The sequence below is a fragment of the Priestia sp. P5 genome (assembly GCF_029522155.1).
GTDB lineage: Bacteria > Bacillota > Bacilli > Bacillales > Bacillaceae_H > Priestia > Priestia megaterium_E.
Genome location: NZ_JAKWFJ010000001.1, coordinates 1,393,263 through 1,415,718 on the forward strand (window position 1 = coordinate 1,393,263; position 22,456 = coordinate 1,415,718).

Consider the following 22,456-nt stretch of genomic DNA (forward strand, 5'->3'; position numbering starts at 1 on the left):
AGAGCTGTATGCTTTAGGAGTACATATACGCCTGAAGGTCTCAAAAATAACTATCCTTCGCTGGATTAACACATTATATTTCCCGATAAATAAAGTTAAAAATTTGATTATTTTTGATACGAGAGAGGATGAGGAATATGAGTGTAAGCTTATTTTCTAATGGAGAAATTGTAAATATAAAAGCATCTAATGAAAGAGTGATCATCTTAAAAAGCCATTACGTAAAAAATATGAAAAGATACTCTTATACAGTGGATAAATATCCAAGTACGTTTTTCTTTGAAGAAGAATTAATGAAACATGAATAAATATTGATTTATAGTTTGGATTTTGTCTATACTGTGCTATACTGAATTTACCATTTGTATTACCCATTACTATTTTTGTATTAATAAGCCCTATTCCTCAGTGGATAGGGTTTTATTATGACATTTTAAAAGAAATGAAAAAGACAGACTCCATGGAGTCTGTCTTTTTATATTTATGATGGATTACGCTTTTTGAACGTTAGAAGCTTGAGGGCCGCGTTGACCTTGTTCTACGTCAAATGTAACTGCTTGACCTTCGTCTAAAGATTTGAAGCCTTCGCTTTGGATTGCTGAGAAATGTACAAATACATCGTCTCCGTTTTCGCGTTCGATGAATCCAAAACCTTTTTCTGCGTTAAACCATTTTACTTTACCTTGTTCCATAATTGTTGCCTCCTAGTGTGACACGCACACATTGTGTTACTATCCTTGCTCAAATCTATAGACGAAAGTTATGTAACTTATCAATCTTTACCGAACAAAAATAATTCTTCTTAAACTTAACAGAAATAGGGACTTATTGCAAGGATAGAGTCTGTACAGCTAGAAGTTCTCTTTTATCTATGTTTGCACTATGTGAGCTAAAAAACGATACGTAAGCCTCCTTAGTTCAAATAAAGAGAATGTTTGTGGTACACTTGAATAGTAAAAAACATTTAAAAGTGAGGAATTATATGAACACAACTAAAAAACATCACAGGCCTAAGCGGCTAAAAATTGCTTTCCGAGCATTAATGGTCATTATCGGAGGAATTATTGCAGCTTACGGCTTAGAAACTGTCTTAATTCCAAACCATGTTTCAGATGGAGGGGTAACAGGCATTAGCATCGTTGCTTCAAACCTATTTGGCTTGCCACTTGGGGTGCTCATCGCCGTTATCAACATTCCTTTTGTATGGTTAGGGTATCAACAAATTGGGAAAAGTTTTGCCATATTTTCAATCCTCGGAATTGTCTCATTAGCTGTCGGTACTAGCCTCATGCATCACACTCCAGCAATTATTGAAGGAGATACACTACTCGTAACCGTTGTTGGCGGTATTATCCTTGGGTTTGGAATGGGAATTGCACTTCGTAACGGCGGGGCCTTAGATGGCATCGATATGCTGGCCGTGCTGCTTTCTCGAAAACTGCCGTTTGGAACAAGTGATCTTATTTTGTTCTTAAATGCATTTGTATTTATTTTCGTTTCATTAGTATTTGGTCTGCAAGGCGCGATTCTTTCTGCAATTGCATACTTTATTGCATCCAAAGTTATTCACATCGTAGAGGTAGGGTTAAGCGGATCGAAAACCTTCCAGATTATCACTTCTCAGCCTGCATTAATGGTAGAGACAATACGTGATCGTTTAGGTCGAAGCGCTACATACAAAGAAGCTTACGGCGGTTATTCTCATGAAAAATTTAAGGAAATCACATGCGTAATCAACCGCTTGGAAGAAAGCAAAATGAAAGAAATTATCAATGAAATTGACCCAACGGCTTTTGTTACGGTATATGACGTAGCGGAAGTTAAAGGCGGTAATTTCAGAAAGAATAATATTCACTAAGTTCACAAATCACTACATTCGTACGAACACTTTACAATAATTCACTTTTAGGCTGGAGTGTAGAGATAAGAAAAGCAGCGTGATGTTTTACATCCGCTGCTTTTTTATATCGTAAAATTCATTTAGTACAAGGCGCCCGTTGTATAGCTAAATTGTTTAGTGAGCGGAGGGTTTTAAAACGAGATATGCTAAAAAAGTGAAACGGTCAGAATTAAGGTGGATAAGGTATCAGCAGACATTAATGTGAGGATTTTTCTCTTCATCCAACAGAAAAAATCTCTGAACATAAAAGAACAGAGATTCAACAGAATGATGATTCTTATATAATACAAAGGATGACTTTTCCTGTCTCAGAAAGGTCATTTTTATTGTAACATCAGCAAGGTCTTAACGCTGTGAGATATCTCACAGCTAGGAAAGAAAAAATCTGTTATTGTGTAGAAGTCGGAGTAAACTTTCTTGATTATGTGCGCTTCTTTCATATGTATCGAACCTGCTGACTGAGATCAGCAGGTTTTTTATAGTATAACTTTCTCTATGAGGTAAGGGGAAAGAACGGGAAATCTTTATAGACAAATAGACTTTATACCATTTTACCTATACGTAAAATAGGTTAAAATAAAGAGGTGAGGCATGGAGAGAAAAGAGTTAAATAAGAGGTGCGTAACATTATAATCACAATTTATCTTACAGGGTTATGACGGTGATTATACTAAATGGTGAACGTTGAAAGGGGATACATAGTTTTGAACACAAAATATCTAGATTTACTTGCACAAAAGTATGATACGGAAGAAAAAGTGGTAACCGAAATTATTAACCTTGAAGCTATTCTTCATCTGCCAAAGGGGACCGAACATTTTGTCAGTGATTTACACGGCGAATATCAAGCCTTTCAGCACGTGCTGCGAAATGGTTCAGGAAATGTAAAAGAGAAAATCAAAGACCTTTTTAAAAATGTATTATCTGACAAAGAAATCAATGAATTTGCGACATTAGTGTATTATCCTGAAGAAAAATTACCGTTGATTAAAGCGCAGTTTCGAAACAAAAAGGAACTCTATCAATGGTATAAAGAAATCATTGATCGCATGCTTAATCTCATTTCGTACGCTTCTTCTAAATACACGCGCTCTAAACTGCGTAAAGCATTGCCGGCTCAATTTGTGTACATTATTGAAGAACTGCTATATAAAACGGATGAATTTACAAATAAAGAACAGTACTATACAAAGATTGTTCAGCAGATTATTTCTCTAGGACAAGCCGATAAGCTTATTATAGGACTTGCTTATACGACGCAAAGGCTGGTTGTGGACCATCTGCACGTAGTAGGGGACATTTATGACCGTGGACCTGAGCCGGATAAAATTATGGATACGCTCATTAATTATCACTCTGTTGATATTCAGTGGGGAAATCACGATGTGCTATGGCTAGGCGCTTTTGCGGGTTCAAAAGTGTGTCTTGCCAATATTATTCGTATCTGCGCGAGATACGACAATCTAGATATTATTGAAGATGTATATGGCATTAACCTTAGACCGCTTCTTAACCTGGCGGAGAAATATTATGATGATAATCCTGCTTTTAGACCAAAAGTAAGCTCGAGTGACAAACTATCCGATCACGAGCGATTACAAATTACGAAAATTCATCAGGCCATTGCGATGATTCAGTTCAAGCTTGAAAGTCCGATTATAAAAAGACGTCCTTTCTTTAATATGTCGGAAAGGCTGTTGCTTGAAAAAATTGATTACGATAAAAATGAAATTACGATATACGGAAACACGTATCCGCTAGAAAACAGCTGCTTTGCAACGGTTAATCCGGCGCAGCCTGATCAGCTATTAGAAGAAGAAGAGCAGGTAATGGAAAGACTGCTGCTTTCTGTGCAGCATTCGGAAAAGCTGGCGAGACATATGAAGTTTCTGATGAAAAAAGGCAGCCTTTATTTAAAATACAACGGAAACTTATTAATACACGGCTGCATTCCTTTAGATGAAGAAGGAAACATGGAAAAAATGACGATAGAAGATAAAACGTATGCAGGCCGTAACTTGCTTGATGTGTTTGAACATTATTTGCAAGAGGCATTTGCACATCCTGAAGAAACGGATGATTTGGCAACAGATATGGTCTGGTACCTATGGACAGGAGAATATTCATCACTCTTTGGGAAACGTGCAATGACAACGTTTGAAAGATATTTTATAAGTGATAAAACAACGCATAAAGAGAAGAAGAATCCATACTACTATTTACGGGAAAATGAGGAAGTCTGCCAAAACATTCTCGCAGAATTTAATCTGAATCCTGATCACGGTCATATTATTAATGGTCATACGCCAGTTAAAGAAATTGAAGGAGAAAACCCGGTCAAAGCAAATGGAAAGATGATTGTTATTGACGGCGGTTTTTCAAAAGCGTATCAGTCCACAACAGGGATTGCTGGATATACATTATTATATAATTCTTACGGCATGCAGCTAGTCGCTCACAAACACTTTAATTCAAAAGAAGAGATTTTATTAGAAGGAACGGATGTCTTATCCGTAAAGCGATTGGTTGACAAAGAACTAGAAAGAAAAATGGTTTTAGAAACAAACGTCGGAGAAGAATTATTAAAAGAAATTTCTATTTTAAAAGATTTAAGAAAATATCGCTATAGTTAAAGATAAAAAAAGAGCAGTATGCCTCTGGGGCTTCTGCTCTTTTTTATTTAGCGGTACTACACCGTCATTTCCCAGTTCGACATTTCCAGCCAGTTCTCTTGTTCACGATAATCGGGCATGATTTTCCCGACAAGACGCCAAAAGGACCGATCGTGATTCATATGAACCATGTGGCACATTTCATGAACGACTACGTAATCAATGACGTGCTGCGGTGCCATTGCCAGCCGCCAGTTAAAGGTTAGCTGACGCTTGGAATCACACGTGCCCCACGCTTTTTTGCTATCGGAAATCGAAATGGAGCGCGGCTTTGTTTTAAAATGTTTTTGATAGGAGGAGATACTCTTGGTTACTAGCGCTTTACATTGTTGATAGTAAAAGCGTTTGAGCGCTTGTTTTATCGCTTCATCGTCGTGCTGATTGACATAAATCTGAAGCGTGTTCGCTTCAAACACTACAGAATCCTTTGTAATGGTCGAATCGTGATGAATCTGTATCGGATAGTTTTTTCCTACATACAAAAAGCGTTCTCCGTGTTCATAGACTTTTTTCTTTGGTCCATGCGTTCTATCTTTCATTTCGTTTATTTTTTGCTGAATCAATGCCCAGTTGTTCTCTAATAACATACGTACTTGTTCAGTAGACGTTTCTTTAGGAGCAAGGACTTCGACCATGCCGTATCCGTCTACTTTAATCGCAAAAGAACTTCGGTTTTTATATCGTATTTCGTAATGGATACTCTGATTTGAAAAAGTGTGTATCATGTTATCCTCTATATTGTACAGTTAAGCCTCTTAGAAATTTTCGTGCAAAATTTTCTTTGCACGGTTTGTAATTTTTGTGGCCTTTTTTTCGTAATAAAGCACCTAATTCTGCTTTAGATACACGGATGCCACCGTCATCAAATACTTCTAACATCTCTTCACTGGTTAGGGACAAAGCAATTTTTACTTTTTTTAATAAGACGTTGTACATATTTTGATTGCTTTGAACCGGCGCTGGCGGTGCTTGCCCTGGTTTAGGGTCTTGTTTTCCTCTTTTAAAGGTAATAAAACCGTTTAAAAAAGAATCTAACATACTGTTACTGCACGTGATGTGTTCGTCCGCCTGAACTGCATCCTCGTCTTCTTCGTCCGGTGTTCTCGTAAGGATCTTTAATACGTCTTCTTTTGTTACGTCTACTCCGCCAAGATGAAAGATCTCTACCATTTCTGTATTTTTTAAATCCAAGGCATATCGTAATCTAATTAAAATATCGTTATTATCCATTCTTGCTCCTCCTATAACTTGCTTGCTGTATGTAAAAATCATGACTGCCACAATCTGAACGAACTTGGTTAATATCAGTACAATTATAGTAACAGGTTTCGCTGGAATTCTAGGTTATTCCATTCATTTCTACAAACATATAACTTCTCATATTTATCAGCCTTCGTCAACTCTTGAAAAAGAACGATTTGCTCATATTATGCCCGAACAGACTCTTTACCATAACAAAATTAGGCGCCGCAGTCTGCTAAAGGAAGCAGAGTCAGCTTTATTTTTTCAGAACGGATAGGATAATTTTTGAAGTTGGACGATCCCTTTGTGCTGCTAGAATGATATATCTTACTAAATAAATAGTTTTACGTATTTATTAAGTATGTAATTAGGAGTATGATAGTAGTAAAAAAAGAAAGAGGTCAACAGATGAATTCAACATACTCACCAAGAGAATCAACCAAAATCAAAGCTTTATCTATGCATGCGCTTTTTATCGCACTGACGTTTGTAGCGACAATGTTTATCAACATCAAGCTTCCAATCATGGGTAACGGAGGCCTCATTCATTTAGGCAACGTTCCTCTTTTTATAGCAGCTTTTCTTTACGGTAAAAAAACAGGAGCCATCGCAGGAGCTTTTGGAATGGGGTTATTCGACCTCATCTCCGGCTGGACAGCATGGGCGCCGTTTACGTTTATTATTGTAGGGGCAATGGGCTTTTTAGCAGGTCTTATCTCAGAAAAAGCACCTGGTAAAAGAGCGCTTGTCAACACGCTGGCAGTTGTTGCAGCGCTGATTGTAAAAGTCGTCGGCTACTATTTTGCCGAAGTGATTCTTTACGGTAACTGGATCGTTCCGCTTGGCTCTGTACCAGGAAATGTGATGCAAGTTGTGATAGCGGGTATCATCGTTGTTCCGCTTGTAGCGCGCTTAAAGAATAGAGCGGTACAAATTTAATCGCTCAATCGTAACTTGTTTTACCATTATCCTATCCTTAAGTGATATACTTGATGAAGGTTTATCAAGTGAAAGGAGCGGAAAACACCATGAAATATTTAAAATCACAGATGAAGCAGCTCATTAAAGACAATCAGGAACTGCAAGGTAAGCTGAACGGTTTGATGAAAGAGCACAGTCTAGAAAAAAACTTTGCTCTTAAAGCTTTATACCATGCAGAAGTGGCTGAAGGCGGGAAATATCAGCTTGCCTATCAAGCATTAGACGCCCCGAAAAAGTAATGGCCTTGTTGCTCATTCGTATATTTCTTCATTATAAAAAGGCAGCCAAATCGCGTATTTGGCTGTCTTTTTTAGCAAACAGAATAACATAGCATTATGTTGGCTTTTGCACAACTTCTTTTTAACTGCTTAAATCTTGATAAATAGGGTATTAAAAAATAAATGCTAGCGATCGTTCTAATTATATAAGAAAAGAGGAAAATAGCGATGACCGTATCTGCTTTAGAACAAGCAAAAGTAGAATTACCGAATGGAGAAATACTCAATTACCGAATGAAAAAAGGCGGAAAAGAGGTACTTTTGTTAATTCACGGAAACATGAATTCTTCCCTTAACTGGGATGTGTTGATGAACGAACTTCCAGAACATATCACAGCTTATGCGATCGATTTAAGAGGATTTGGAGACTCCACTTATCATACACCTATCCACACGATTAAAGACTTATCAGATGATGTCAAACTGTTTGCAGATGCTTTAAAGTTGTCTGCTTTTACAATAAGCGGGTGGTCATTAGGAGGAGCAGTCGCTATGCAATATGTGATTGATTATCCGAATGATGCCAAAAAATTAATTCTCTTAAGCTCCGTCAACATCAAAGGCTACCCCATTCCAAGAAGAACGTTTTTAGAACTGCCTATTCCTAACAACTTTATACAAACCAAAGAAGAAGTAAAAGAAGCATTTAGAATGGTCGAAAACGCAAAAGAAACAAAAAACACATGGTTCTTAAAAATGATGCTGCGTCAATTTTTATATACAAAAAATAAGCCGTCTGCTGATCAATTTGAAAAATATTTAGAAGGAACGATCAAGCAGCGAAATTTAATTGATATCAATTACGCACTGATGAGATTTAATATTTCAAACGATTTTAACGGTGTCGTTCAAGGGACAGGAGAAGTCGGAAAAATTACGATTCCTACGATGGTTATTCAAGGAGATGAAGATAAGATGGTTTCGACAAGAGATGCATCTGACATCGCAAAAGGAATAGGGGAAAATGCGACGTTAAAAATTATGAAAGGTGTAGGTCACTGCCCGCTGTTAGATGATTTAAGCAGTTTAATGGACTTATACAACGCTAATTTAAGCAGAGCTTAGAAAAATCGTCCTTAGTAAAAGAAGTTTTATGATTGCTAGATGCAGCATGTTCTAAATTAACAGTAAGAAAAGCACGCTGTTTTTGAGGCAGCAGACAACTAGTGAAGAAAACAAGCCAAAAAACGTAAGGTCTTTTGAAGATGCTTACGTTTTTTATTGAGGACACTTATCTTATTGAATGCTGTTTTTCAAAATAAAGAAACAGATTGGTAATCCATTTTGATAGCAGTATGACACCGAGATAAAATACAAATAAATAACCGTAAGTAGCCCATTCATGCAGCTGGAAAAAGCCAATTCCTGTTAATAATGGTTTAAAAATAAAAGCAAAAAACAAACAAAGAGTAGTTGCATATAAATAATAATTTTTATGATGATTGAGTGTCCATTGATAAAGCAGCATAAAAGCAACGGGAATAAGCGAAGCATCTAAGCTAAAGCTTACGGGTATAACGGTATTCATTTGATAAGGATACGTCCAAAGCCCGTTATAAACGCCAGCGGTATCACTATAGTGAAACCAAACGTGTACGTTAAATCCATAAAACCCTAAGTGAAAGGCTTTTTTTCGGTCAATTAAAAAATAGAGAATGACTAAAGGTAAGATAAAAGCGCCTAAGGTCACCCAAAACTGCCAAGAGCTTGGACTTGAGTAGTGGTGCCAATAGTCCATCCACGTTTTGGAGAGGTTTTCCTGTATGCTATGTATTTTTTCAAGATATTCCTTTTGATTGGTTGTCAACGTGATCCATCCTTTTTAAGTAAGAAAAGTGTTTTTATTTTTAAACTGCCCTTTTCTTAAGGTTTGGATACCTTTCCCTGTTGAGTTGTTTGTATTTTTCTGCACGTCCATTTTCACGTGCCTTTATGCTAAAATAATAGGTATAAAAAAGGAAAAAGAAGGGAACGGATGGATAGTTCTATTTTACACATAGCGATAGCAGTTTTTTTATGATGGCAGGGTTAATCACCCTTTCTTTATCTCGATCATTATCTGATGAATCAATGAAGCCGGTCCGGATTAGAGGGCTTCTTATCCACCTGTACTGGATAGCTAAAAAATGCTTTGGCATATCGTTTGAGCAGTTTGCACGTAAAACGATGTATGTATTCGGGTAATCTGCATACTGGGGTCTATTTTAATGCTCGGAGAAGCTGTTCATCAGCTAATTATGTAAAAAGCAGTTAAAGTGACTGCTTTTTTTGTTTCCATTTTTATGAAACTTTTCATGTGTTTTTTACGTATAAAAGGTATAAATAAAATGGTAGCAAAAAGGAGTGATTTTTTGTCTGAAGAAAAGAAAGCTACTGATTATCTAGGAGTAGGATTAGGCTTGGGCGTTGCGATGGGGGCTTCTCTTGGAATGTTAATGGATAATATCGGGTTTGGTATTGCGATTGGGACATCATTAGGCGTTGTGTTTGGAACGGCAATGAATCAAAGAAGCAAAAAGGAATAAAGTTCTGAAGAAAGGAGTAGAGAATGAAATATTTTGACGAAGCAAAGGAAATATGGTTAAAACATGTTCCGAAAAGCGGGCAGTCGGATGTTGTAGAAGGAGAGGTCATTCGAGCTATTGAAAAGCTTCGCTGTGAAGCCCAAGGCAACGGAAATGCCAATTGGGATAAAGGATTTGAGATGCTGGTGTTATATATATTAGACGTATTAAATGCCCCTGCGGTATTTAGCTCAGCTGTTTTAGCAGAAATAAAAGCTGATATTCACATCTTGCTCACTTCTACAGAAGATCCGTATTTGGAAGACGATGTATATGATCGCTTAACCGACCGCGTCATTGAGTGGCATATGGCCAAAGGTGGACCTATTAAAAGAGAAAAAAATCCTCAATTATATAGATGAACAAAAAAAGGAGCTGCTTTAAACGAGCGCTTCTTTTTTTGTTTCTCAATTCCTTGTTCAGTGAACTGATATTTAATTGCATCATGTGCTAAATAATAATGTATAAAAATCAGCGGTTTACATCACAGCAGTGTAGCATAAACTTCATAAAAAATCGATTCATAAGTTGCTGACCTCCCTAAAAAGTTCATAACTGACGCTGTTGCAAACACGTATAAGTAGTGTATCTTTGATTAAATAAAAGATAAAGGAGAAGCGCCTATGTATATTCCAAAGCATTTCAAAATGAATGATGAACAAATCATGTATGATTTTATTGAAGATAATGGATTTGCTACTCTATTTTCGTATCATCACGAAAAGCCTTATGCTACTCATTTGCCTCTGATGCTAAACCGTAAAGAAGGAACTTTATCCGGGCATTTTGCACGTCCGAATCAGCAGTGGAAAGATGCTGAAAATCAAGAAATTTTAGTTGTGTTTCAAGGGCCTCACTGCTACATTTCACCGTCTTGGTATGAAACGAATCAAGCTGTGCCGACATGGAATTACGAAGCTGTTCACGTGTATGGCACGATGAAAATGATTGAAGAACCTAAAGAGCTGCTTGGACTGCTGAGCAAGATGGTAGCGAAGTATGAAAGCCCGAAGAGTACATATACAGTAAATGAAGTTGATTCTGCTTATATAAATGGTTTAAGTAAAGGAATCGTTGGATTTAAAATCGATATTACAAACATGGAAGGCAAGCAAAAGCTAAGTCAAAATCATTCAGTAGAAAGACAGCAGCTAGTCATCGAAAAGTTAGAGCAGACGTCTCGTGAGAATGAACAAAAAGTGGCCGAGCTGATGAAACAAAATGTGCAGCATGTACTTAAAAAGTAAGATCTATTTGAAAAGATAATACACTCATTAAGGCAAAATAAAAAGAAGCTAACGGTGCGTTTAGTTTCTTTTTTATTATATTCACAACTATTTTCTTGTTATTGACAAATAGGCTGTGTATCCTTTAAAATTATCTTTAATTAAAGATGATTTATTTAAAGATATTTTCGTTGGGATTTAAAACGCGTATATATTATGAAAAGAGGCGAAGAAAATGGAATTGTTAGGATTGCACCATGTATCTATTTTGACGGGGAAAGCTGAGAAAAACTATCAGTTTTTCACCAAAGTGTTAGGCATGCGATTAGTAAAAAAAACGGTGAATCAAGATAACACGCAGTCTTACCACCTATTTTATGCAGATGGAGAAGGGACGCCAGGAACGGAAGTAACGTTTTTTGATATCCCGGGGCTTGCAAGAACACATGAAGGTGCATCTGACATTTCAACCGTGTCGCTTCGTGTTAAAAGTACGGATTCTTTATACTTTTGGAAAGAGCGCTTTGAGCAGTACGGAGTAGAATATGAAGAAATAGCTAAAAGAGCTAATCGTGACACGTTAGCATTTAAAGATTTTGAAGGCACACGCTTGCTTCTTGTCGCAGACAACGGTGAAAAAGGCGTAAGAGCCGGCGTCCCGTGGAAGCGTGAAGATATTCCGTTAGAACATGCGATTATCGGATTAGGGCCAGTTACGCTAACGGTAGGCGCGGCAGACCCAACGGTTGACGTACTGACAAACATTATGGGATTTCGCTACGTGAGCTCTTATCCATCTTTTGTAGAAAATCAAGAGGATATTTTGGTTTATGCAACAGGTGAAGGCGGAAGCGGAGCCGAAGTTCATATTGAAACAAGACCTGACTTGCCAAAAGTTCGTCTGGGGCGCGGTGGCGTTCATCACGTTGCCTTCCGTGTTCCAAATGAAGAAGAATACGACAAGTGGGCAAGTCGGTTAAACGAAAACAGCCTGCCGAATTCCGGTAAAGTAGAGAGATACTATTTCAAAGCACTATACTTTAGAGAACCAAACGGCATTTTATTTGAATTATCAACCGACACACCTGGGTTTGCGACCGATGAACCGCTTGAAACGATGGGGCAAACATTAGCACTGCCTCCATTTTTAGAACCTAAGCGCAAAGAAATTGAAGAGAAGCTGAGACCGCTAGATTTAGATGAAACGCTATAAGGTTTGCAGCGATTAAGATATGAAAAAACTCCAGTGTTTGTACTGGAGTTTTTTGGGTTAACACTCATCGTGGCAGAAATTGAAACCACATGCACCAATAATAATGAGTAAAATAAACAGTACGATGATAATGGCAAAACCACTACCTCTGTGGCAAGGAACGCTATATCCACATTCAGGAACCATATATCCATAGTCCGGCATTGTATATCCGCAGTGTGGAATCATATGATCATAAGCAGGAGCAGTGTAGGCGTGGTGAGCCATAGCAGGTGAGAACGGCATGTTTTCATTAGAACTAAAAGGTGCGTTTACGTTATTATGCATTTTAATATCTTCCCTTCGTTTATAAAACTTTTATAAAGCTTTGATAACTTATTCATATGTTCCAAGGTCCTTATATGAAGCTTATTCACAGCCCAATTATGGTTAATTAACTATATTTTATGCTGAATGGGGAGATAAAGCGGTGAGTTTTACGGTGTTTGTGGCTTTTGGAGCTATGTTAGAAGGGAAGGGGGTTACCTGTTTTTGATTGTATACCGCTGTTTCTAGAAATGCTTATGATGAACGTTTTGATTTTCTTAATTCTATATCGTATACGTACCCAAGCTTTCGATGGTCCATAACATCTTTTGGAGTTGTATCCCAAGGATACATGAAGTCTCTAAAGTTTTGACCGAAAGGCCCGTTTTTCATCGGCTGATAGTTTTGATTGCGATGAACAATTTGCCATACAGCCCAAATACGATCTACATTTGCGTGGTGTAAAAAGAAAACCGGATCATTTGGAGCAGTAGGAACAACGCCCATCTGTCCGCCGACCCAGCGATGTACACGATTGTGAAGCTGCGGCCCGTTAATAAATCCTTCAAGCTGATTACGAAAGCTGTTTTGGCTCGTCATATCCCAAGGCGGCGTATCATATTGAGTTATTTTTAAAGCATTAAGAACATCATCTCGAGTAGGGAGTGTAGGTGCTTCTTTCGTTGCGCCAAAATTACGTTTTAACCCTCCAGCAGGATTTCCTTGCTCATCGATCGTCGTCCAGCGCCCAGCTGCAAACGGACCGGTATCAACGATAAAATCTTTTTTGGGATTTCCGTTTCCGCCCATAAAATCTGTGCTCCAAATTTTTGATTGTGATGGATCTTGCATTTGTGCATCCGTTTCCCATTCCCAATAAGGAATCGTTACTTCTGGATTGATTGACTGAAGGTCACGCTCAAATCGTAAAAGGTATTCACGATGCCATGGCAAAAAAGCAGAACTCATATGTGCTGCATTTCGATCGCTGCCCGGAGGCGTATGAAATTTACCTGCTGCGCCATGCCATGCTATATAGCGGTCATATATTCCTTTTTCCTTTAGTATGAGCACAGCACGAATAAAATCTCTTTTTTCCGTGACGGTAAGATGCAATACGTTTTTTCTGACTCTGTACTTGTTACTCATTTTTTAACCTCTTTCTAAAAAAGAAGCAGGGGGCTGTTTCTTTTTTATATTTAAAATATGTCCAAGAGGTAAAAATGCTACTGTAAATTTAAATAGACTTTTTTAAAGGTGTAAATTATAAATAGAGGTAAAATCAAAAAAAGCAGGCATGGGCCTGCTTTTATTCACTGCATTATTATTAATGACCAATTGGATACATGGTCGTTACGCTGTAGTCGTAGTCTTTGCCTCTGTAGTCAGTATACACAACTCTAACTTCTTGGTTTAAAGAACTAATATACTTTTCTTTAACGTAGTTGCCAGATTTATTGTTGGTGCCGTCTTCGCCTTCGTTGATGACTTCTTCAGCAACAGACATCGCTTGTTTTTCATTTAAATACTTACTGAATTGGCTTTTACCTTGATAGTTGTCAACGCCTGGTTTTTGCATATGCGCGATAATGTGGCAATATCCGTATTTATCATTTCCTTCTTGTAAGACAAGTTCTTTGCCGGTAAATAACCTGTCGCTTTGAGTCTCAGCTGAGCATTCGTTGCTTGATGTAGTGTCCGACGTACTGCTCGACGTGCTGTTTGAGTTTTCATGCTGCTGAATGAGGGAAATAGGCGAATTGTTGGTAAATACAGCGATGAGGGCAATCACAAGTGCTACAATAGTGTATAGTATTTTGCTGTTTTTAAAAAAATCCATTCCTTTATGCGTCTCCTTTTTGAATCAACGTTAAAATCAAATCAACTTTCTTTTCTAGCTGATCAATTAAGTTTTGTTTTACTTGATCTGATTGTAATAAAGCGCTTCTGAGTTCGTCCATATCTTTTTGCATATACGCACGGTTTTCTTTTTCTTGCTGCAGCTCTTTTTGAAGAGCGTGTATCGTGGACAGCAATTCTTTATCTTGGTTCATTTCTACGTTCACCGCCTCTGTGCTGATAAAAATCAACTTATGCCCACTATATAAAATACCACTATCTCCGCTGTAAATCGACTATTTGGATAGGAAATGAGTCCTCTCGGGGAAAGTTTTAGCAGGATATTGCTAGTTGAGAGGAGAATAGTATGGTTTACCGTAGATAGATAAGGTGCGCAGAAAAGAGGGAAGAAAATGTTTCCGGAATTAGAGACAAAACGGCTGATATTAAGAAAAATTGTAGAAGATGATGCGGGTGAAATTTTAGAATGCTTTTCTGATGAAGAGGTGCTGCGCTATTACGGGCAAGAAGCTTTAGAATCGATCAACCAAGTAAAGGGAATCATTAAGAATTTTTCCAAAGGCTACGAAGAAAAGCAATTAATTAAATGGGGGATTCAGCTAAAAGGAAAAGAGAAGCTGATTGGAACAATAGGATTTCAAGAGTGGTCTCCTGGGCATAAGAAAGCAAACGTAAGCTATGCTCTTTTTCCGGAGTATTGGAACAAAGGATACGCAACAGAAGCCGTTCATGAAGCGATTTCTTATGGTTTCCACGAACTTCAATTAAATCGTATAGGAGCGATTGTATTTACGCAAAATAGCGGATCTATCGCTTTGTTAAGCAAAGTAGGATTTAAAAAAGAAGGGACGTTAAGAGAGTACCTGTACCAAAACAATATCCCGTTTGATACATATGTTTATTCGCTGCTGCGCGAGGAAGCAAAGATATAATGGCAAGCATAAAAAAAGGAACACGGGGAGATGTTCCTTTTTTTATGCTTATATTTGTTATTAGAACGTACGTGCAGCTTCTTTAGCTCGAGCAATACCGTCTTCTTTAATTTTTTGTGCTTTATCTGGCATTGCAGCCTGTCCTTCTACAAATAGGCTTCCGATAGAAGGAACACCGAAGAAGTTCATCATAATGCGCATATAGCGGTGACCCATTTCTAGTTCACCAGCAGGGCCGCGAGAGTAGATACCGCCGTTTGCTTGAATATGGAACGCTTTTTTATCTGTTAGTAGACCAACAGAACCTTCTGCTGTATATTTAAATGATTTTCCAGCTACTGCTACAGCATCTAAGTATGCTTTCATCACTGGTGGGAATGAGAAGTTCCACATTGGTGTAACAAATACATATTTGTCTGCTTGAGCAAATTGGTCACTTAACTCGTTTAAGCGAGCAACTTTACGCTGTTCTTCAGGAGTAAGCGCGTCAAATTCTGCGCCGCTTCCAAGTTTGCCCCATCCGCTGAATACATCGCCGTCGATGTGAGGGATATGTTCTTGATATAAATTAACGTGAACTACTTCATCCGTTGGATTTACTTCTTTATACTCATTAATAAATGCGTCTCCCGCAGCCATACTGAATGATTGCGTAGCATCGTTAGGGTTTGCTGTAATATATAATACTTTTGCCATAATTCTTTTCACCTTTCCGTCTTCAATATATAAATGTTGTTTCATGAATTAAAGATAATATGTTCGAAAACATCTACTACGTTATTAATAGTAACTTACGTAACGAATTTAGTCAAAGGTTTTTTATTGGATTTTATCATATTCACAAACGTTTTTAAGAGTATTACGCTTTTGGGTTTTGTAGATAAACCCTTTAAAAACAAAGGTTTATTTCTGTTTAAAGCGTGATTTTAAACGTTATTCATTTAGAGAAACTATCTTTTTTGAACGTAGATAATTAAAAAACGAAAAAGAAAAATAATATATTTTTGTTACGTGCGTTATGAATAGTAACAAAAAATAACAGCGTTTCATCTTTCGTTTAAATCTATTTTCAGCGTAAAATGGGCAGGAAGGTGATCATTATTTCAAGGGAAATATAAGGGAGGGAAGAGTAAAGAAAAAGACCTCGATCTGCTTCGAGGTCTTTTTGATTTCTATTGAATTTAAAACGTTTTGGCCATTGAATGGGCTTTTTGGAGTGCTTTTTCTTTGATTTGCGGAATTTGATCTGGGAATTTTACTTGCCCTTCAATAATAATGCTTTCAAACGCTTCAATTCCAAAAAAGTCCATCATGATTTCTAAATAGCGATGACCCATTTCTCTTGCCATTTCAGGGCCTTCTGAATACACGTCTCCGCGGGATTGAATGTGAATCGCTTTTTTTCCTTTAAGCAATCCCTGAGCGCCTTCTTTTGTATATGTAAAGGTTTTACCTGACACGGTAATCGCATCAATGTACGTTTTCATAATCGCAGGAACGGAGAAATTCCACATTGGCGTGACAAAAATATATTTGTCAGCGAGTACGAACTGTCCGCCTAGTTCGGCTAATCGTCCCACTTTTAATCGTTCATCCGTTGATAAATCCTGGATGGAAGAGTGAGAACGAAGCTTTTTCCAGCCGTTAAATACGTCTGCATCTAAGTATGGAATATCTGCTTGATATAAATCTAAATGAACCACATCATCTTCTGGATGTGTTTGCTTATACACGTCAATAAATTCTTTCCCTACAGCCATGCTAAGTGATTCGTCTTCAGCTAAAGGGTGTGCAGTAATATAGAGAACATTTGCCATGATGCTCATCCTTTCTATGGAGTAGTTTTATTAATCTTGGACCCAGCTTTCTGCCCACTGGCTAATCGGCCCTAATATTTTGCCTAGCTCTGTTCCTTTTTGAGTCAGCGAATATTCAGAACGAATAGGGCGGTCGGGAATAACATTTCGGACAACAATTCCGTGGTCTTCAAGCTCTTTAATTCGTTCTGTCAAAAGCCTTCTGCTTAAGGCTGGTATACTTTCATTTAATTCACTAAAGCGTTTAGGACCGCTCATGAGCACATAAATGATTAATCCTGTCCACTTCTTCCCAATCAGTTCGAAACTTTTTTCTACTTTAGGTTGAATATCTTTTGGTTCGTCCATATTACGTATCCTCCTTCAAACAATATGGATGAAAAATAACTTATGCATTTATTGTAACAGAAAAAGCATAAAAACATGTGGAAACTTTGGGTGAAGCAGGGTGAAATGAATAAATTCACTAATGTTTGAATGTTTGTACCTTGCTTTTCACTTCTTGAAAACTTTTCACACATAGGCTTGTCACAGCATACGATGTACGAATTCAGCTTAAGAAAAGGTGGTATGGTCATGGCAGGAGTTATTAACATCTGTAACACGAGAATTAATGGTATGGCGAGAAACGGATCGATGAATTTTGGAGAAGTTCTTCACAACGGACACACGGCGGATGTTAAATCTGTTGGAATCAACTCAACATATGGAGACATTTCAGCTGCTTGTGCTCGAATGAAAAACACAAATATGGATGCAGATATATTTGATCAAACCGCTGTTGCGAATGTTGATAACGCATATGGCAATCAGATATAAAAATGAGTAGCTTATAACAAATAAGGTTATAAGCTGCTTGTTAGCTTGTCTTTTTTCTAGGCGCATACTGGACAAGCTTCTGACCTTTTCCATTGTTGTACGATAAAACTAATTCCTTTATATTAGTGATAAAAAGGTGGTAAGGTATGACATGTGCAAGGAAGAGGAGAAACTATAAAAAGAAGCGCTCTAGACACATTATAATGCTAGTTCATCTGTTTAACCTTAATAAAATTGGCAAAAAATGAATCTTTTTAGGGTATGATTCGTACTAGTAAATAGATACATAATTTTGATGAAGAAAAGAGGTAATACATTGAGAAACAAAGGTTTGATCGCTACGATTGTTGTGTTAGTGCTCATTGTAATTTACGGAGTAAGCTCTTACAATGGCCTCGTTAGCGCAGAGGAAGATGTAGATAATAAATTTTCCCAAGTGGATAACCAACTAAAAAGACGATCTGATTTAATTCCTAACTTAGTGGAAACGGTAAAAGGCTACGCTAAGCATGAACAGGAAGCAATTGATTCAGTCACTCAGGCAAGAGCGCAGCTAGCGGGAGCGAAAACGCCTCAAGATAAAGCTGATGCGGATCAGCAATTAAGCGGCGCATTAAATCGCCTGCTTGTAGTGGTTGAAAAGTATCCGGATTTAAAAGCAAATGAAAACTTCAGAAGCTTGATGGATAGCTTAGAAGGAACGGAAAATCGACTCGCTGTAGCGCGTAAAGACTATAATGATGAAGTTGCAAAATATAATAAATCCGTTAAGGGATTTCCTAAAAACATGTTCGCGCGCACGTTTGGGTTTGATGAAAAATCATATTTTGAAGTAACAAATGAAGAAAAACAAGCGCCGAAAGTTGATTTCGGGAGCGATAAGTGATGAAATTTCTTGCTTCGTTTGCTTTATTATTATCTCTTTTATGTAATACGGTAAGCGTTGCTTTTGCTGCACCTGATATCCCAAATCCGGTAGGCGATATTTACGTTCAAGATTTTGCTCATCTGTTAAATGACCAGGAAAAAGCGGATATCAATCAAATGGGCAGAAAGTTAGATGATGAAACGAAAGCTCAAGTAGCGATTCTTACGGTGAATTCATTAGGTGATTCGGATGTAGAAGAGTACGCAAATGAAGCGTTTCGAAAGTACAAACTTGGTGATAAAAAGCTGAACAATGGCGTTCTTATTTTGCTCGCTAAAAAAGAACGAAAAATTCGAATCGAAGTAGGGTATGGGTTAGAAGGAGCTATCACCGATATCAAATCTGGAGAAATCATTGACTCTTATGCTATTCCTAACTTAAAAAACGGAAAATACGATACGGCGCTAGAAAGCACATACAAAGCTGTTTATAACCAAGTCGTAAAAGAGTATGATTTAGGAACAGATTTTGAACAAAAAGTGCCAAAAGCAGCTCCTCCTTCTGATAGCGGTGTTCATTTCACAACCCTTCAAACGCTGCTGATTGCAGCCGTTATTGTGGGCTTACTTATCATTGACTTCGTCTTTTTTAAAGGAGCAATTACGCAATTTCTTCTAAACTTCCTTGTGATGTTTGGAGGAAGAGGCGGCGGAGGTGGCGGCAGTGGAAGCGGTCCTCGAGGAGGTGGAGGCGGCAGCTCTGGAGGCGGCGGAGCGAGCCGGGGCTGGTAAACAGATAAGAGTAAAAAGAGGCTGAGATAAAATTAGGTTAGTTGAAAGCAGATCCGAACGAGATGGATTCTTGATTGAGAATCCAACGCGTTCGGATTTTTTGTTTGTATGTTTATAGCTAAAAAATAGATTTTTTCCATTGTATAAGCATAATCAAAAAAAATTAGGGAACTAAGAAAAAAGTTAGAGATTTACAAATAAAAAGGAAGGTTTTATATGAATACATTTAGATGGATAGCTGCAAGGAAACAGCTTTCTCCTCGTGCGTTTAAAGATGAGTTAACTAGTCAAATCTGGTTTAGTCCCTTAATTTATGCTTTCTTTTCTGTTCTTTTAGCTGCACTGACGCTGTTTCTTGACTATTATTGCAAAGTAGGAGAGAAGGTTCCGTCATTTTTTTCAATCAACATGGATTTAACGAATACGTTAGTGAGTACGATTATGCCCGGGATTCTATCGATTACCACATTTACCTTTAATTTAATGCTTGTTGTGTTTACATCATTTGCAGCTCAGTTTTCTCCTCGCGTGTTAAAAAACTTTGCTTCTTCTAAGTCTACTCAGCGAATTTTAGGTATTTTTATAGGGAGTTTTTTGTATACACTTTTTGTCTTTCTTTTTTTAAACAGCTCTCAAGTAGACGGATATTTTGCGATTCCGTTTGTGACGACAGCCCTGTCTGTTTTTAGTGCGGGCACGTTTGTCTACTTCATTAATCATTCTGTTAAGTGGCTGCAAGTAAATCATATGACTCAATCGATGAAAACAGCGTCCATAAAAGCGATTAAAACAACGATTCGCGAGGAACTGGAGATTCATCGAACGCAGTCTAGTCATAGCGAACAATTTTCCTTTCCACAAGGAGAGAAAAAGCCGGTATGTATTCAAACATCTGGCTATATTCAAACGTTGAACTACAGCCAATTGATTCACTGTGCCAAAGAGCATAATTTAGTGATAAAAATGGAGCGTGAAGTAGGGGATTATGTGCTCAGCGGAACCGTATTGTTTTATTATTGGCATAGAGATTCGACGGAGCACGATGAAATGGATTGTACCGTCTTTCACCAATATATCCATGTAGGGAAATCTCAGACTGATATTCAAGACACGACGTATATTATTACCAAGTTTGTGGAGATGGCGATTAAATCACTAGGAAATGATGACTTCAAAACGGCAGTTAACTCCATTCACCAAATTAGCGATATTCTTCGGGAAATTTGTGCCGCGAGTCAATTTTCTTCTTACTTAGTTGATGATAAAGGCGTGATACGAATGGTGATCCCTGACAAAAAGTTTGAGGACTTTTTATATGATGGATTTGCGAATATCCGGCACTATGCGAGACGGAATATTATCATTACGATGGAGCTGCTCAAAACGCTTGGAAATCTCGCTGAGGCCATTGGACCAGCTTATTATGACGACATCTGGGAGTTTGCTGTATACATTTCTAAAGGCTTTGAAGAAGAGTATTTATTTGTTCAAGATAAAAAATATTTTTTACATATTCTTTGCGATTTAGCGGTTTCCACAAAAAAAGAAGAGCAGTATGAACAAATCGCCAAACAAATGAAAGAATAAAAAAAGCCGAAGACAGACGCTGACTTCGGCTTTTTCTTTATTTATTTGAACGCTTTAAGATGCTTTTAGCATGTGAAAATGTATCAAAGCTTGCTTTTCCGTGATACGCACCCATTCCGCTGTCACCAACACCGCCAAATGGAAGGTAGTGAGACGTCATGTGGTTAATTGTGTCGTTAATAGAACCGCCGCCAAATGACACGCTGTTTAAGATGTGATCTTGAACTGCTTCATCTTCAGAGAAAAGATAAAGTGCCAATGGTTTTGGACGTTTTACGATTGCTTGGATTACTTCTGAGATTTCATCGTATACAATGACTGGAAGAATTGGTCCAAAGATTTCATCTTGCATCACATCGTCTTCCCATGAGATGTTGTCAAGAACAGTTGGCTCAATAAACAGACGAGAACGATCCGTTTTGCCTCCAAAAACGATATCTCCGTTTGTTAAGAAGCTGCTAAGGCGATCAAAATGCTTTTCGCTCACTACGTGAGGGAAGTCTAGGTTTTGTGAAACATCTGCGCCGTACGTGTTTGTTACGACTTCTTTTAGGTTAGCTAGCAGCTCGTCTTTTACATTTCGCTGAACAAGAATGTAGTCTGGCGCTACGCAAGTTTGACCAGCATTTGCAAATTTACCGCGCGCAATACGTTTAGCTGCTTCTTCAATATTAGCATCTTCGTGTACAATTGTAGGGCTTTTTCCGCCTAGTTCTAGCGTAACAGGCGTTAAATGTTTAGCTGCAGCTTCTGCTACAATTTTGCCGACCATTGTACTTCCTGTAAAGAAGATGTAATCAAAGTTTTCTTTTAATAAAGCCGTGCTTGTTTCCACTTCACCTTCGACTACCGTCAAGTATTCTTCAGGGAAGTTTTCATTAAACATCTTAGCAAGAAGGCTTGATGTATGAGGTGTTAATTCAGAAGGCTTTAACACCACGCAGTTACCTGCAGCGATCGCGCCCACTACTGGTGATACAGCAAGTTGGAACGGATAGTTCCAAGGTGCAATCACTAGAGCTAAACCGTATGGATCTTGATAAATGTAGCTTTTTGCTCCTGCGTGAGTAGATGGTGTTTCTACTTCTTTTGGCGCTGCCCATTCTGCCAGATTCTCAACTGCAAAGTCGATTTCGCTTAGCACAAGACCAACTTCCGCACGTTTTGCTTCAAATTCTGGTTTGTTAAGGTCAGCTTTTACTGCTTTTAAAATGTCGTCTTCATGACGCACAACAAGTTCTCTTAATTTCTTTAGCGTTTCGATACGGAACGCAACTTCTTTTGTTTTACCGCTATTAAAGAATGAAAGCTGTTTTTTTGTAAGTTCTTGATAGTTGTTCATCAGAAAGTCTCCTTTTACTTCACATTTTTAGCTCTTTATTTATTAAATAGAACTAGCT

Annotated in this window: 28 protein-coding genes; 16 read left to right on the plus strand and 12 right to left on the minus strand. The window is 37.9% G+C overall.

The window, feature by feature from the left end; all coding sequences use genetic code 11:
• Positions 1 to 137: 137 nt before the first annotated feature.
• Positions 138 to 308: a hypothetical protein gene (locus MMB69_RS07505; protein WP_221785443.1), complete on the plus strand. Its 171-nt coding sequence runs from the start codon at positions 138 to 140 to the stop codon at positions 306 to 308.
• Positions 309 to 491: 183 nt separating this feature from the next.
• Here the strand turns inward: MMB69_RS07505 and MMB69_RS07510 are convergent, their stop codons facing one another.
• Positions 492 to 692, minus strand: a complete 201-nt coding sequence (locus tag MMB69_RS07510) for a cold-shock protein (RefSeq protein WP_013058096.1) — start codon at positions 690 to 692, stop codon at positions 492 to 494.
• 290 nt (positions 693 to 982) lie between these two features.
• Here MMB69_RS07510 and MMB69_RS07515 point away from each other — a divergent pair, with 290 nt between their 5' ends.
• Together MMB69_RS07515 and fbp are read left to right on the plus strand one after the other, a co-directional pair.
• Positions 983 to 1,858, plus strand: a complete 876-nt coding sequence (locus tag MMB69_RS07515; protein WP_013058095.1) for a YitT family protein — start codon at positions 983 to 985, stop codon at positions 1,856 to 1,858.
• Positions 1,859 to 2,604: 746 nt separating this feature from the next.
• Complete coding sequence (fbp, locus tag MMB69_RS07520; RefSeq protein WP_277447507.1) at positions 2,605 to 4,533, plus strand: fructose-1,6-bisphosphatase; 1,929 nt, start codon at positions 2,605 to 2,607, stop codon at positions 4,531 to 4,533.
• Positions 4,534 to 4,589: 56 nt separating this feature from the next.
• Here fbp and MMB69_RS07525 read toward each other — a convergent pair whose 3' ends face one another.
• Both MMB69_RS07525 and MMB69_RS07530 read right to left on the minus strand, forming a co-directional pair.
• On the minus strand, positions 4,590 to 5,297 hold the full coding sequence (locus MMB69_RS07525) for a M48 family metallopeptidase (protein WP_264408105.1): 708 nt from the start codon (positions 5,295 to 5,297) through the stop codon (positions 4,590 to 4,592).
• A 1-nt stretch (position 5,298) separates the two neighbouring features.
• Positions 5,299 to 5,802, minus strand: a complete 504-nt coding sequence (locus MMB69_RS07530; protein WP_277447508.1) for a YehS family protein — start codon at positions 5,800 to 5,802, stop codon at positions 5,299 to 5,301.
• Between the two features lie 420 nt (positions 5,803 to 6,222).
• Between MMB69_RS07530 and MMB69_RS07535 the strand changes: the two genes are divergently transcribed.
• The 3 genes from MMB69_RS07535 to phaZ all read left to right on the plus strand — a co-directional run bounded on the left by MMB69_RS07535 (position 6,223) and on the right by phaZ (position 8,138).
• On the plus strand, positions 6,223 to 6,753 hold the full coding sequence (locus tag MMB69_RS07535) for an ECF transporter S component (protein WP_221785447.1): 531 nt from the start codon (positions 6,223 to 6,225) through the stop codon (positions 6,751 to 6,753).
• 89 nt (positions 6,754 to 6,842) lie between these two features.
• Entirely contained in the window at positions 6,843 to 7,034 is a 192-nt protein-coding gene (locus tag MMB69_RS07540; protein WP_013058089.1) for a hypothetical protein, read from the plus strand.
• 207 nt (positions 7,035 to 7,241) lie between these two features.
• Positions 7,242 to 8,138, plus strand: a complete 897-nt coding sequence (gene phaZ, locus MMB69_RS07545) for an intracellular short-chain-length polyhydroxyalkanoate depolymerase (protein WP_221785448.1) — start codon at positions 7,242 to 7,244, stop codon at positions 8,136 to 8,138.
• A 166-nt stretch (positions 8,139 to 8,304) separates the two neighbouring features.
• On the opposite strand, the gene MMB69_RS07550 is transcribed toward phaZ, so the two are convergent.
• A complete protein-coding gene (locus MMB69_RS07550) occupies positions 8,305 to 8,880 on the minus strand; it encodes a CBO0543 family protein (RefSeq protein WP_277447511.1) in 576 nt (191 codons plus the stop codon).
• Between the two features lie 209 nt (positions 8,881 to 9,089).
• Between MMB69_RS07550 and MMB69_RS07555 the strand changes: the two genes are divergently transcribed.
• The 5 genes from MMB69_RS07555 to MMB69_RS07575 all read left to right on the plus strand — a co-directional run bounded on the left by MMB69_RS07555 (position 9,090) and on the right by MMB69_RS07575 (position 12,076).
• Positions 9,090 to 9,257: a hypothetical protein gene (locus MMB69_RS07555; protein WP_277447512.1), complete on the plus strand. Its 168-nt coding sequence runs from the start codon at positions 9,090 to 9,092 to the stop codon at positions 9,255 to 9,257.
• Positions 9,258 to 9,424: 167 nt separating this feature from the next.
• Complete coding sequence (locus MMB69_RS07560; RefSeq protein ID WP_221785451.1) at positions 9,425 to 9,598, plus strand: glycine zipper domain-containing protein; 174 nt, start codon at positions 9,425 to 9,427, stop codon at positions 9,596 to 9,598.
• A gap of 23 nt (positions 9,599 to 9,621) precedes the next feature.
• Complete coding sequence (locus tag MMB69_RS07565; RefSeq protein WP_277447514.1) at positions 9,622 to 9,999, plus strand: hypothetical protein; 378 nt, start codon at positions 9,622 to 9,624, stop codon at positions 9,997 to 9,999.
• A 261-nt stretch (positions 10,000 to 10,260) separates the two neighbouring features.
• Complete coding sequence (locus MMB69_RS07570; protein ID WP_277447515.1) at positions 10,261 to 10,884, plus strand: FMN-binding negative transcriptional regulator; 624 nt, start codon at positions 10,261 to 10,263, stop codon at positions 10,882 to 10,884.
• Positions 10,885 to 11,098: 214 nt separating this feature from the next.
• Complete coding sequence (locus MMB69_RS07575; RefSeq protein WP_221812754.1) at positions 11,099 to 12,076, plus strand: ring-cleaving dioxygenase; 978 nt, start codon at positions 11,099 to 11,101, stop codon at positions 12,074 to 12,076.
• Positions 12,077 to 12,133: 57 nt separating this feature from the next.
• Here the strand turns inward: MMB69_RS07575 and MMB69_RS07580 are convergent, their stop codons facing one another.
• From MMB69_RS07580 to MMB69_RS07595, 4 genes are all read right to left on the minus strand, one after another.
• Positions 12,134 to 12,343, minus strand: a complete 210-nt coding sequence (locus MMB69_RS07580; protein ID WP_372452358.1) for a YjcZ family sporulation protein — start codon at positions 12,341 to 12,343, stop codon at positions 12,134 to 12,136.
• A 294-nt stretch (positions 12,344 to 12,637) separates the two neighbouring features.
• Positions 12,638 to 13,531 (minus strand): tyrosinase family protein, encoded by an 894-nt coding sequence (locus MMB69_RS07585; protein ID WP_221812753.1) that lies wholly within the window; start codon positions 13,529 to 13,531, stop codon positions 12,638 to 12,640.
• A 178-nt stretch (positions 13,532 to 13,709) separates the two neighbouring features.
• Positions 13,710 to 14,222, minus strand: a complete 513-nt coding sequence (locus tag MMB69_RS07590; protein WP_221785456.1) for a hypothetical protein — start codon at positions 14,220 to 14,222, stop codon at positions 13,710 to 13,712.
• A gap of 4 nt (positions 14,223 to 14,226) precedes the next feature.
• A complete protein-coding gene (locus tag MMB69_RS07595) occupies positions 14,227 to 14,472 on the minus strand; it encodes a hypothetical protein (RefSeq protein ID WP_260506923.1) in 246 nt (81 codons plus the stop codon).
• A gap of 162 nt (positions 14,473 to 14,634) precedes the next feature.
• On the opposite strand from MMB69_RS07595, the gene MMB69_RS07600 reads away from it, so the two are divergent.
• The gene (locus MMB69_RS07600) at positions 14,635 to 15,174 is read left to right on the plus strand and encodes a GNAT family N-acetyltransferase (protein ID WP_277447517.1); all 540 of its coding nucleotides are present in this window, start codon (positions 14,635 to 14,637) and stop codon (positions 15,172 to 15,174) included.
• A 60-nt stretch (positions 15,175 to 15,234) separates the two neighbouring features.
• Here MMB69_RS07600 and MMB69_RS07605 read toward each other — a convergent pair whose 3' ends face one another.
• The 3 genes from MMB69_RS07605 to MMB69_RS07615 form a co-directional block, all read right to left on the minus strand.
• Positions 15,235 to 15,870, minus strand: coding sequence for an FMN-dependent NADH-azoreductase (locus tag MMB69_RS07605; protein ID WP_277447518.1), 636 nt, complete (start codon positions 15,868 to 15,870; stop codon positions 15,235 to 15,237).
• A 485-nt stretch (positions 15,871 to 16,355) separates the two neighbouring features.
• Positions 16,356 to 16,991, minus strand: a complete 636-nt coding sequence (locus MMB69_RS07610; protein WP_028414603.1) for an FMN-dependent NADH-azoreductase — start codon at positions 16,989 to 16,991, stop codon at positions 16,356 to 16,358.
• A gap of 30 nt (positions 16,992 to 17,021) precedes the next feature.
• Positions 17,022 to 17,339, minus strand: coding sequence for a winged helix-turn-helix transcriptional regulator (locus tag MMB69_RS07615; protein WP_013058076.1), 318 nt, complete (start codon positions 17,337 to 17,339; stop codon positions 17,022 to 17,024).
• 228 nt (positions 17,340 to 17,567) lie between these two features.
• Here MMB69_RS07615 and MMB69_RS07620 point away from each other — a divergent pair, with 228 nt between their 5' ends.
• The 4 genes from MMB69_RS07620 to MMB69_RS07635 all read left to right on the plus strand — a co-directional run bounded on the left by MMB69_RS07620 (position 17,568) and on the right by MMB69_RS07635 (position 21,056).
• Positions 17,568 to 17,810 (plus strand): spore germination protein, encoded by a 243-nt coding sequence (locus MMB69_RS07620; RefSeq protein ID WP_221812748.1) that lies wholly within the window; start codon positions 17,568 to 17,570, stop codon positions 17,808 to 17,810.
• A gap of 316 nt (positions 17,811 to 18,126) precedes the next feature.
• Positions 18,127 to 18,696 (plus strand): LemA family protein, encoded by a 570-nt coding sequence (locus MMB69_RS07625; RefSeq protein WP_221785459.1) that lies wholly within the window; start codon positions 18,127 to 18,129, stop codon positions 18,694 to 18,696.
• Positions 18,696 to 19,469 (plus strand): TPM domain-containing protein, encoded by a 774-nt coding sequence (locus MMB69_RS07630; protein ID WP_221785460.1) that lies wholly within the window; start codon positions 18,696 to 18,698, stop codon positions 19,467 to 19,469. The genes MMB69_RS07625 and MMB69_RS07630 overlap by 1 nt, the downstream gene beginning before the upstream one ends.
• 216 nt (positions 19,470 to 19,685) lie before the next feature.
• Positions 19,686 to 21,056: a DUF2254 domain-containing protein gene (locus MMB69_RS07635; RefSeq protein WP_048019533.1), complete on the plus strand. Its 1,371-nt coding sequence runs from the start codon at positions 19,686 to 19,688 to the stop codon at positions 21,054 to 21,056.
• A 37-nt stretch (positions 21,057 to 21,093) separates the two neighbouring features.
• On the opposite strand, the gene MMB69_RS07640 is transcribed toward MMB69_RS07635, so the two are convergent.
• Complete coding sequence (locus tag MMB69_RS07640) at positions 21,094 to 22,398, minus strand: aldehyde dehydrogenase (RefSeq protein WP_221785461.1); 1,305 nt, start codon at positions 22,396 to 22,398, stop codon at positions 21,094 to 21,096.
• Between the last annotated feature and the right edge of the window lie 58 nt (positions 22,399 to 22,456).

Excerpts from the sequence above, each read along its gene's own strand:
- MMB69_RS07570 (WP_277447515.1), top strand. The coding sequence starts at position 10,261 with ATGTATATTCCAAAGCATTTCAAAATGAATGATGAACAAATCATGTAT.
- MMB69_RS07635 (WP_048019533.1), top strand. The coding sequence starts at position 19,686 with ATGAATACATTTAGATGGATAGCTGCAAGGAAACAGCTTTCTCCTCGT.
- MMB69_RS07605 (WP_277447518.1), bottom strand. The coding sequence starts at position 15,870 with ATGGCAAAAGTATTATATATTACAGCAAACCCTAACGATGCTACGCAA.
- MMB69_RS07515 (WP_013058095.1), top strand. The coding sequence starts at position 983 with ATGAACACAACTAAAAAACATCACAGGCCTAAGCGGCTAAAAATTGCT.
- MMB69_RS07575 (WP_221812754.1), top strand. The coding sequence starts at position 11,099 with ATGGAATTGTTAGGATTGCACCATGTATCTATTTTGACGGGGAAAGCT.
- MMB69_RS07640 (WP_221785461.1), bottom strand. The coding sequence starts at position 22,398 with ATGAACAACTATCAAGAACTTACAAAAAAACAGCTTTCATTCTTTAAT.
- MMB69_RS07610 (WP_028414603.1), bottom strand. The coding sequence starts at position 16,991 with ATGGCAAATGTTCTCTATATTACTGCACACCCTTTAGCTGAAGACGAA.
- MMB69_RS07615 (WP_013058076.1), bottom strand. The coding sequence starts at position 17,339 with ATGGACGAACCAAAAGATATTCAACCTAAAGTAGAAAAAAGTTTCGAA.
- MMB69_RS07630 (WP_221785460.1), top strand. The coding sequence starts at position 18,696 with ATGAAATTTCTTGCTTCGTTTGCTTTATTATTATCTCTTTTATGTAAT.
- MMB69_RS07620 (WP_221812748.1), top strand. The coding sequence starts at position 17,568 with ATGGCAGGAGTTATTAACATCTGTAACACGAGAATTAATGGTATGGCG.
- MMB69_RS07540 (WP_013058089.1), top strand. The coding sequence starts at position 6,843 with ATGAAATATTTAAAATCACAGATGAAGCAGCTCATTAAAGACAATCAG.
- MMB69_RS07600 (WP_277447517.1), top strand. The coding sequence starts at position 14,635 with ATGTTTCCGGAATTAGAGACAAAACGGCTGATATTAAGAAAAATTGTA.
- MMB69_RS07585 (WP_221812753.1), bottom strand. The coding sequence starts at position 13,531 with ATGAGTAACAAGTACAGAGTCAGAAAAAACGTATTGCATCTTACCGTC.
- MMB69_RS07590 (WP_221785456.1), bottom strand. The coding sequence starts at position 14,222 with ATGGATTTTTTTAAAAACAGCAAAATACTATACACTATTGTAGCACTT.
- MMB69_RS07565 (WP_277447514.1), top strand. The coding sequence starts at position 9,622 with ATGAAATATTTTGACGAAGCAAAGGAAATATGGTTAAAACATGTTCCG.
- MMB69_RS07530 (WP_277447508.1), bottom strand. The coding sequence starts at position 5,802 with ATGGATAATAACGATATTTTAATTAGATTACGATATGCCTTGGATTTA.
- MMB69_RS07555 (WP_277447512.1), top strand. The coding sequence starts at position 9,090 with ATGATGGCAGGGTTAATCACCCTTTCTTTATCTCGATCATTATCTGAT.
- MMB69_RS07505 (WP_221785443.1), top strand. The coding sequence starts at position 138 with ATGAGTGTAAGCTTATTTTCTAATGGAGAAATTGTAAATATAAAAGCA.
- phaZ (WP_221785448.1), top strand. The coding sequence starts at position 7,242 with ATGACCGTATCTGCTTTAGAACAAGCAAAAGTAGAATTACCGAATGGA.
- MMB69_RS07580 (WP_372452358.1), bottom strand. The coding sequence starts at position 12,343 with ATGGCTCACCACGCCTACACTGCTCCTGCTTATGATCATATGATTCCA.
- MMB69_RS07510 (WP_013058096.1), bottom strand. The coding sequence starts at position 692 with ATGGAACAAGGTAAAGTAAAATGGTTTAACGCAGAAAAAGGTTTTGGA.
- MMB69_RS07535 (WP_221785447.1), top strand. The coding sequence starts at position 6,223 with ATGAATTCAACATACTCACCAAGAGAATCAACCAAAATCAAAGCTTTA.
- MMB69_RS07525 (WP_264408105.1), bottom strand. The coding sequence starts at position 5,297 with ATGATACACACTTTTTCAAATCAGAGTATCCATTACGAAATACGATAT.